Here is an 8752-nt window from a genome sequence, read left to right as displayed (position 1 = left end):
TAAGCTGGCGCTCTTCGTAGTTAAAGGTATGGTTACGATTAGCCACGCCATCGCCAGCAATACTAAATGTTGAACTACCCGCTGGACTTTGCGAAATCGCAATTTCAGACTGATCTTCATTATCAATAATGTACAGCTGCTGCGCTGATATACTGTGGGTATCTAGGGTATAGCCTAAACTAAATGACGCATTATAACGCTCGTTTTCTGTGGTCACTTGAGCATTTTTTACGGTATTAAAGCACGAGTTTGCAACGTCATCGGCACTATTAAGCGCTGTTGTACAGTCAATTTCACCGTGTGCATTTTTGACGTCTTGGCTGATCACTGAGCTGAATCGGTCTTCAAAATCCCACTCGTTTTTATAGGCTGCTGCAAGCAGAAAGCCTAACTTACCGCCAAAGTAAGATTCGCTAACGCTATCACCATAATGCGCTTTAATATTATATTGCGGGTCAAGTGATGTTTCTTTTAGCTCATAACCACGGGGTAACGACTTAAGTAATTGGTTGTTAATCGCGGTCGCTTGCTCTGCGCGTGTGGTATCGCCATCAACTAAGCCGTCACGTTTAACAATGTTACCAATGCTAAAATCGCCACGGTACTGGGTAATTGCCGCAGATAAGGCATCAGGGAGTCCGCTTTCTTTGCGATTATAGCTAAAACCATCGCTTGCCGCGGTGTTATAGCCCACTCCCACTTCAACACCCGCGGTAAACTCGCTCGGTGCCGCTTTGGTTCTAATGTCGATATTACCACCACCAAACGCAGCGGGCATATTGGGCGAGTAAGCTTTTTGTACTGCCATGCTGGCAATAATACTGGCTGGAAAAATATCAAGTGGCATCACATTGCGGGTTAAGTCGGGACTAGGTATGTAAGCACCGTTTAAACGCGCACTTGAATAACGTTCACCTAAACCACGCACATAAATGAACTTGCCATCAACAAGGGTTAACCCCGTTACACGCCTGAGCGCGGAGGCAGCATCGCTATCGCCGGTACGTGCTAGCTGCTCTGAGCCTAAAATATCGGCAACAAAGGCTTGGTTTTTACGTTCTTCAACCACAGCAGCCGCACTGCCTTGCAAACGTGTGCCTACTGCCACCACTTCTTCTATTTCTTGGTTTACATCAATATCATTTTGCGCAGCAAACAGGCTGGCTGATTGGGCACACAACCCCAAACCAATCGCCCATGTAATTTGATTAAGTCTATGTTTTTTAGACATAAGATACATCCTGATCAGAGTATACAAAAGAGGCGCCTAACGCTTTATATGCAAGCTTTAAGGCGCCTTCAAAAGTTTATAAAGAGTGCTAAATTAATCTGCGTTAGCCGCGGCGACGGCAGCTTCAACCCATTTATACCAATTTGAGCTGGTATCTTGATCCGATACTGCACCGATGTAATTTACCGATTCAAAGAACCCATCTGTGGCGCTTAAATCTGTTGCGGTAACCGTAACATCTGTAGCAGTCGTATTCGTCGCAAAACCATTAGCAGCAAGAACAGTAACGTCATCAGTTAAAATTTCACTGGCACCGCCATTTTCAAACCAAGCCGTTTTAGTTTGTCCAGCAAGTGGGCCACCAGCAAAGGTATCGCTATTTGCAAAATTGTTTGAACACGCCATCACCGAGCTAGTAAAAGAGATGTTATCGGCTTGCTTTTCACCATCACCAGAGAATTCAATACACTGAGTATTAACGGCGTTTTTCTTAACGATTAGCGCGTTGTAAATGCTTGAATTAAACTGATCATCAAATTTGAAGGCTTGTGATGGGTCGTCATCGCGTACTGAGTTACCATCTGTAGTGATCACGGTCACGTTAGCAATCATTGGGTTTGACGGTGATACTTGGGCAGACGATGAGCCCTTAACGCCATCAGACTCAAATCCGTTGTTACCCATATTAACCACTGTGCCGTCGTTAAGCGTGACGGTACCGTGTTGCACAAATAAGTACTGCGCTTTACCTTGCCAACCGGCATCAAAGTCAAACGAATCATCTTGAGTATCGGTCACCACGACGTGCTTAAGTGTGGTTGCACCACCAAAAATTTCGATACCATCATCAAACCCTTGGTGAATATGAATGTAATCAAACTCAGAGCCTGAACCAACCGCATTAAGCGTCAGTGAGTTTAAGTCATCACCCTCACCACCAACACGGGGACCCGAGCCGGCATACCATACTTTAGCCCATTTGATATTACCGCTAGAGTCACTGTTGTTGTTACCACCAAAGTAGCTGGTGATCCCTTCAGAAGCGACATTACATGTGCCACCATCGCGCTCTGCATCGGTACATTGATCAGTAATACCTTGGCCATTAATAATAATGCCCCCCCAGTCTGCATAGCGTGCCCCTTCGCCTGCCGTATCAAAGCGATCAAACGCATTGGCTGAGGTAAATACCACGGGTTTTTCTGCTGTACCGACTGCTTGAATTTTTGCACCACGGGCTATGCGTATAATCGCTTCACCTGATTGAAAAGCAAGGATGGCACCTGGCTCTACAGTCATGGTTGGGCCATTAGTAGGAATAGAAAAACCATCAACGGTGTTGCCATCTACGCCAATTTGTAGCGCATCAGCAAATACATGCACACCACCGCCAGGTAATTCTTTAAAGGTAATGTTGTTGGTAATTGAAATCGTTTTACTTGAAAATGAATCGTTGTATAAACAATCTATGCCACTGACCACACCTGTGACCGTACCCGCTGCTGATTCATAGCTTGCACACACAGCGTCATCATCCGTGGTAGAACCGGTGTTGTTATTAGAATTATTAACACTGTTGTCTGTACTGGTGCTGTTATCGTTCACTGTAGGGGTGATTTCTATATCCCCACCACAGCCTGCTAACGTCATTGCCGTAGCCACAAGGCTGACTTTAAATAAACCAGATAATTTCATTATTCACTCCGTTAAAGTATTAAATTATTGTGTTAGCGCATTAAGTAAAAACTTAAGTCACGTTAAGGCACGATACTCATGCATTAAGGTCACTTGAGTTATCGAATGCGGCTACAATACGGCACAGATATGACAGTGCCGTGACACTTTAATAAACCCTAGATGACAAAATTAACAACTTATTTTCAGTTAGTTAGCGTTTAAACAATAAAAAAGGCGCGCACTAAATGTGAGCGCCATCACTGTGTTGGGAACACATAATTGACGGGGTAGTAGCTGGTGGCTAAGTCACGCTTAAGCGATTAGAGTAAAGCCGTTTTAAGCGTTTCGGCATGGATTTTTTCGCGTTTTACATACTGGATCCATTGCTGTGCAAGACGTTGCGATTGTTTGTGCTGTTGCGCTTGTTCAAACGCCAAAATGGACGCATCAAAATTTTGCAAGTTGTACTGTGCCATCCCCAAAGCAACAAAGGCATTAGACTCAAAATCAAGACCGCCTTTATCCAAAGCTCGGCGCGCAGCATCGGCGGCTTCCTCAAACTGCTCAGTGTTAACATACACTTCGGCTAAACGTTGATCGTACTGACCACTGGCGGTTAGCTCAGCGGCTTTTACTAAGTAGGGAATAGATTGCGTCTCTTCTTTTGCCTGCAGCAACGCTTCGGCAATAAAAGCATAGTTTTTCGCAGAGGCGGCGACTATGCCATCCTCCATCGCGTGGCGCATCAGTGCCGCAGCTTTATAGGCTAAGCCATTGTATAAATACACTTGCGCCAACTGACGATAATCGGCTTTGCTGGTTAAAAACCCTTGCTGATGGGCCGCTTCAAGGAGTGCTAGTTGCTGTTGCTCTTGCCCTGTTTCGCCATACATAGCCGCAAGCTGCAGCCAATATTCTGCTTTGTTATACAGCTTAACCATACGCTCAAGCACAGTAACAACGTTATCAGTTTGATTAAGTGAGTAGTACATTGCCCGTTGCAACACCAGCCAGTTTTCTTTTGGGGTTTTGCCGCTCGCGTCGCTCATCGCAATGGCTTGGTTAATCGCATTTAAGCCTTGCGAGTACTGTTTTAATTGATAGTAGGTTTGTGCTCTGAGTACATAATAACTGTCTGGTTTATCACTACTGTTAATGGCATCCCATTGATCTAAAAAGTGCAGCACTTTGTTATAGTCACTATTTGCCATCGCCAGCTGCGCTAAACTAAAGGTGGTGCTTAACCGCAACGATTCAGGAATAGCTGGCTCTGCGATTACTTTTTCAAAGGCGCTAATGGCCTGGGCTAAATCATTTTGGTTGTAATAAATAAAGCCATAAAAGTTATGCATCATGGCAATTTCGTATGAGTTCATACTGGAAGAACGCGCTTGGATGCTATCAAGTGCAGCGAGCCCGCCTGGCACATCCCCCTCATCAGCAAGCTTTTGTGCGCGCGCTAGTTGACTGTATACCTTTTCACGCAGCGCAGGGACACGGGTGGTTTTTTGCTCGCTGGCATAGGCGTTAGCCAAGCTAATACCCGGTAACATAGTGGCCGCTGTGGGTATTACCACACTGGCTGCCAGTACCGCGCTGCAACACAGCGCATAGTGTAAATAGTGTGTAATTACTTGTCGTTTCATTATTGCCTCACTGCTGTTGCCAGTAAATCGCGGCTGTTATCAATTTTGATTTAGCCATTAATTTGGAAAGATATTTTATTTTGTACACCCGCAACTTCAACGGCTTCGCCATTGACTACGCGTGGTTTATATTTAAATTTAAGCGCTGCATCCATCGCCGCTCTATCAAATAACGACTCAGGCTCTGCCTTAAGCACCTGCGGATCGCGGACTGTACCTTGTTTGGTAACGGTAAATTCAACAATCACGTAGCCTTCAATGCCCCGCGATAACGCGCGCCGCGGATAAACCGGCGCCACTTTAACAATCGGTAAATATTCGCCATCACTGGACTGTAGCGCCAGCCCGGCAGCTATACTTACATCGGCGTCAACCGTCGCCGAAAAGTCAAAGTTGTTTGCCTGCGCGTTACTTTCACTACTTTGCATTGGTGGTGACATGAGCGGCGGTGGCGGCTCTTTCGGCGTCGGTGGCTTTTGTGGTTTGCGCTGTTTCTTTTCTATATTTTGCTCTTTTTTAAGGCGCACAAAATCAAGTACATTGCCTTTAGCGGGCTCACTCATTGCACCTTCCCCCCCGCTAATAAGCGCCTGCATGCCAAAAAACAACATAAAGGTAATTAATATCGCAATGACACATGCTATTAAATAACGCATAACCTATCCTTATGCCTCTTGCGCTGCTATTGAGACATCAAATACACCCGCGGCACGTGCAGCATCCATCACTTTAATAAGGGTATCGGTGGTTGATTTTTTATCGGCCTGGATCACCACACTACCTTGTGGGTTTTCGGCTTTTAAACGTTCAATATTGGCTTGCACCGCGCGCACATCTACTTGACGTTTATTGATCCAAATTTCGCCACTGTCGGAAATCGCAACTAAAATATTGGCGCGTTCTTTTTTTACCGCCGTGGCGGCTTCTGGGCGGTTAACATCGATCCCTGACTCTTTTACAAATGAGGCGGTGACAATAAAGAAAATAAGCATGATAAACACCACATCTAGCATGGGTGTCATGTTAATTTCTTCGGCTTCTTCTTCTTGAAATAAATTACCTAAAGGGGCTCTCATGTGACTCTCCTAAATAAAGCACGGGTTAAAGTTTTGCTTTAACGTTTAATGATCTAGTAGCATGGCGTCTTCAAGTAGCGCCACTTCGCGCTTCGCCTTGCGTTGTAAATAAGTGGCGGCAAACACGCCCGAAAGCGCCCCTACCATACCCGCCATTGTTGGAATAGTGGCTTTTGATACGCCAGACGCCATAGAGCGCGCACTGCCCGTACCCGTTATTGCCATAACATCAAATACCTCAATCATGCCGGTCACTGTACCTAACAGCCCTAACAAGGGGCATAACGCAACCATGACATTAATTAACGCTAAGTTCGCGTTGAGGCGCATACTGGCGCGGGAGATCATGGCTTGACGGATCTGCTCTGCATTCCAGCTGTTGCGCTCTTCGCGAGTAAACCAAATATTTTTAATCGCTTGTTTATAGCCACGAAAGCCATTAAAAAAGAAAATGAAGCGCTCCAGTATCAATAGCCACATCGTAAAAATTAACACCCCGATGACCAACAACACGTGGCCACCGGTGTCGAGAAAGTCACGGATAGCATTGATTGCGTCAATCAATAGCACCATGGTTTATTCTCCCTTTTCACTGCGCTTAGCAATAATACCCGCGCTTTGCTCTTGTAATATAAGCAGTAATCGTTTGGCACGGGTATTGAGTAAGGTGTAAATAAACACCGTTGGAATAGCCACTACCAGTCCCAGCACGGTGGTCACTAATGCTTGAGAAATGCCGCCGGCCATTAATTTAGGGTCGCCAGTGCCAAATAAGGTGATGGCTTGAAAGGTATTGATCATTCCAGTTACCGTCCCCAGTAAACCTAACAGCGGGGCAACCACTGAAATTATTTTTATCAGCGTTAAGTTACGGGTTATTTTTGGCATTTCACGCAAAATTGCTTCGCTTAATTTAAGCTCTAAGGTGTCGTAAGCCACATTGGGGTAGTCATCTTTGACTTTCATCACACGCCCTAGTGGATTATCACTGCGCGCCACACTGTCTTTTAGTTGACGACGTATTTTGCCCCCGACTAGCAGTAATGCTACAAAGCGCTCTAACGCGATAAGCAGGGCTAATAAACCCACCGCTAAAATTACGTAGCCTACAGCCCCCCCTTGATGCACTTGCTCTGCAGTATCGGGAGCCTGTACCAGTAAACCTAAAATAGAGCCGCCCGTCGGGTCTAACGCAAACGGCACCACGCCATTGTTAGCTGCTTGCAAGTCAGCTGCGGTTGCCGTGTAACGCGACACAGGTTGACGTGTTAACTCACTTAAGCTGTTGGTAGTTGGGTTGTACGTTAAGTATTTGCCTTGTGATATAAGATTAAAGGCACCGACACGCACTACTTCTTGCTGTACTTTATTCCCCCCTTCCACGATGACCGTACTAGTAAAACGGCTCACCTTGCCTTGTTCGGTCATTTCGCGCTGTAATTCGTACCATACTTTTTCGATATCTTCGATGGAGGCCAGTTTTGAGCTTGAACCCATTTTTTGCGCCAGCTGATCCATAAAGACACTGCGCCCAGACAATTGTGCCGACACCACTGAGGTGGCAAATTTATTGCTGGTGTCGCCCGCTACTTGCTGCATCACACCAAATAGCTCTTTTAATGAGCCCATACGTTTCGATAACGTGTCGGTTAAATTTGCAAGCTTTATTTCGTTTGCTTCAAACTGCGTTTCTAAACGCTCTGCCTCACTGAGCATGTGATCACGCTCAGCTTGCGTGTCTTTAAGCATTTGTACCTGCTCGTTTTGACGCGCAATAAATTGCTGTTCACGTTGCGTATTTTGCTCTGTTTGAGCGGCTTTACCGTTTTCCAGCGTTTTCAGTAATGCATCTAGGTTTAGCGGTTCAGCCGCTATGGTTACACCGCTAAAGCTAATTGTTGCAGCACACAGCGCCATTGTTGTTATTTGCGTCACTAATTTCATTTTTTAACCTCTTATTCTGCTGCGTGTACTGGCAGAGTTAACATATCTGGGGCAAGTTGCTTACGTGCGATACGTAAGCCTTTATTAATTTGACTAATGCTTGAGTCGGGTAATGGATGGAACGATTTTGTAGCCTGATCCCAACTTCCAGCCTGCTTGCCATCGCGGGTTAAATAAATAAGCTCTAAGCGGCCAATGCGCAAAAAATCAACTTCACGCTCTTTACCTGCCACCTCAAGTAGGCTGCTATACGCTTCTATGGTGCGGCCATAATCTACTTCTATTTGGTAGGCTTCGAGTACGCGACGAAATTTTTCGCTTGTCGTGATATCGGCTCGATCCATCATGTTTGATAAAGACGCTAGGCGCTTACTACGTTCAGCGGTTAAAAACGGCATATCCAGCGCCACAAACTGCTCAAGTCCGGTGATCATACGCAGCATCAGTGGGGTGATTTGGCGCTCAATAATAGACACCTGATCCATGGATTGATTGAGCGATTGCATTTCTTCAAGTTGATTATCTAACTGTTTGTTTAATTGCGCGTTATAAACAGCTAAGCCTTCAATCTCTTTGTTTAGGGCTTTAAATTGCTGTAACCGCCCTTGTATTGAATCAGCAATCTTGTCTATTTTTTTTTGCGATTGCGCAGCTGATTGATTAATTTCACTGCTTTTATCAATCACTGTCTGTAGCTCATTTGCCTGTACAGCGGCACTGGCGGCCACAATACCGGCAAAAATAAATGGTTTAACGCCTTTCATCAAATAGTCCTTCGCTGGTTAATTAGCAGGTTTGCTAGGTTTTAGCCGTTAACTATTTACAAGCCATAGTTAACGACTAAGTATTTTCTATGGGCGAAAGTGTATAGCGGATAAATGACAAGCATGTTGCGCTAAAAAGTCGCTTTCATGACAATGATTAAAACGCTGTGTAGTGGCAGGTAGAATGGCAGGTGGGATGGTTAAAATAACATGCAGGGGGGCTTACCCCCAAAATGGCAAGGACTGTTAAGCTAAAAGGGCGTTAATTTGCGCTAAGGTAGGCTGGCAATTGTGGTAATTAATCGCGATGGGGCTCGCATGTTGTTGATGTATTAACACTAACGATGGAAACCCTTGAATGGGCAGGCTGCGTACATAATTTAGCTCATCGATAAGCTCATTATTAACGTCAGT

8 protein-coding genes are annotated in these 8752 nt (G+C 45.3%); all 8 read right to left on the bottom strand.

The window, feature by feature from the left end; translation table 11 throughout:
* On the bottom strand, positions 1-1231 hold a 1231-nt coding region (locus ABYB02_RS11730), incomplete at its 3' end, for a TonB-dependent receptor plug domain-containing protein (RefSeq protein ID WP_372762633.1).
* Positions 1232-1324: 93 nt separating this feature from the next.
* On the bottom strand, positions 1325-2926 hold the full coding sequence (locus tag ABYB02_RS11725) for a hypothetical protein (protein WP_372762632.1): 1602 nt from the start codon (positions 2924-2926) through the stop codon (positions 1325-1327).
* Between the two features lie 302 nt (positions 2927-3228).
* Positions 3229-4554, bottom strand: coding sequence for a tetratricopeptide repeat protein (locus tag ABYB02_RS11720; protein WP_372762631.1), 1326 nt, complete (start codon positions 4552-4554; stop codon positions 3229-3231).
* Positions 4555-4604: 50 nt separating this feature from the next.
* Positions 4605-5210, bottom strand: a complete 606-nt coding sequence (locus ABYB02_RS11715) for an energy transducer TonB (protein WP_372762630.1) — start codon at positions 5208-5210, stop codon at positions 4605-4607.
* 9 nt (positions 5211-5219) lie between these two features.
* Positions 5220-5630: an ExbD/TolR family protein gene (locus tag ABYB02_RS11710; RefSeq protein ID WP_372762629.1), complete on the bottom strand. Its 411-nt coding sequence runs from the start codon at positions 5628-5630 to the stop codon at positions 5220-5222.
* A 45-nt stretch (positions 5631-5675) separates the two neighbouring features.
* The gene (locus ABYB02_RS11705; RefSeq protein ID WP_372762628.1) at positions 5676-6203 is read right to left on the bottom strand and encodes a MotA/TolQ/ExbB proton channel family protein; all 528 of its coding nucleotides are present in this window, start codon (positions 6201-6203) and stop codon (positions 5676-5678) included.
* A 3-nt stretch (positions 6204-6206) separates the two neighbouring features.
* On the bottom strand, positions 6207-7574 hold the full coding sequence (locus ABYB02_RS11700) for a MotA/TolQ/ExbB proton channel family protein (protein ID WP_372762627.1): 1368 nt from the start codon (positions 7572-7574) through the stop codon (positions 6207-6209).
* Between the two features lie 11 nt (positions 7575-7585).
* Positions 7586-8338 (bottom strand): DUF3450 domain-containing protein, encoded by a 753-nt coding sequence (locus ABYB02_RS11695; RefSeq protein ID WP_372762626.1) that lies wholly within the window; start codon positions 8336-8338, stop codon positions 7586-7588.
* Positions 8339-8752: the final 414 nt, after the last annotated feature.

Origin of the sequence: Pseudoalteromonas sp. (assembly GCF_041613455.1) — a bacterium.
GTDB lineage: Bacteria > Pseudomonadota > Gammaproteobacteria > Enterobacterales > Alteromonadaceae > Pseudoalteromonas.
This window is presented reverse-complemented; position numbering and strand designations above follow the sequence as displayed.